Source organism: Gilvimarinus sp. 1_MG-2023, from assembly GCF_030548285.1.
In genome coordinates this window covers 1-432 of record NZ_JAUOSC010000182.1, presented here as the reverse complement: position 1 = coordinate 432, position 432 = coordinate 1, and the positions used below count along the sequence as shown (strand labels likewise).

1 protein-coding gene is annotated in these 432 nt (G+C 56.9%); it reads right to left on the bottom strand.

Going from position 1 to position 432, the window contains the following annotated elements:
• Positions 1-324: hypothetical protein (locus tag Q4563_RS16325; RefSeq protein ID WP_303605226.1), on the bottom strand; the 324-nt coding region annotated here is incomplete at its 3' end.
• Between the last annotated feature and the right edge of the window lie 108 nt (positions 325-432).

Below are 432 nucleotides of genomic sequence, written 5' to 3'. Positions count from 1 at the left end.
TCCCATGCCTGGCAGAGCCGATAACCAGTCGCGGCGCTTGCCCGTCAGGTGGTTGATCAACATACCCGCAGCGGCCAGTTGCATCAGTACCTGCCACTGAGCGGCGGAACCTGGCATGGATAAAAACCCGGCTTGTCGTTGCAGCGCCGGAATACGGTCATACAGCTGATCAGACAACCGCTCGGCCACCCACAAGGCTTCCGTCACCCGACTCATCGGCACAGAACAACCGGCCTGTGCCAGCGCACGAGACAACCGACCGGCGTCCGAGCTAACATCCAGACTGCCGCCGGTTTCTTTGAGTACCATTCGTTCACGTGCCATCACGCTCTCCAGACCACTCATTGCCAACAGTTAAAGACACATCCACCCGCTGCCAACACAAAAAACAGAATAAAACCCACCTGCGCCATCGTTTTAATGGATCCATAC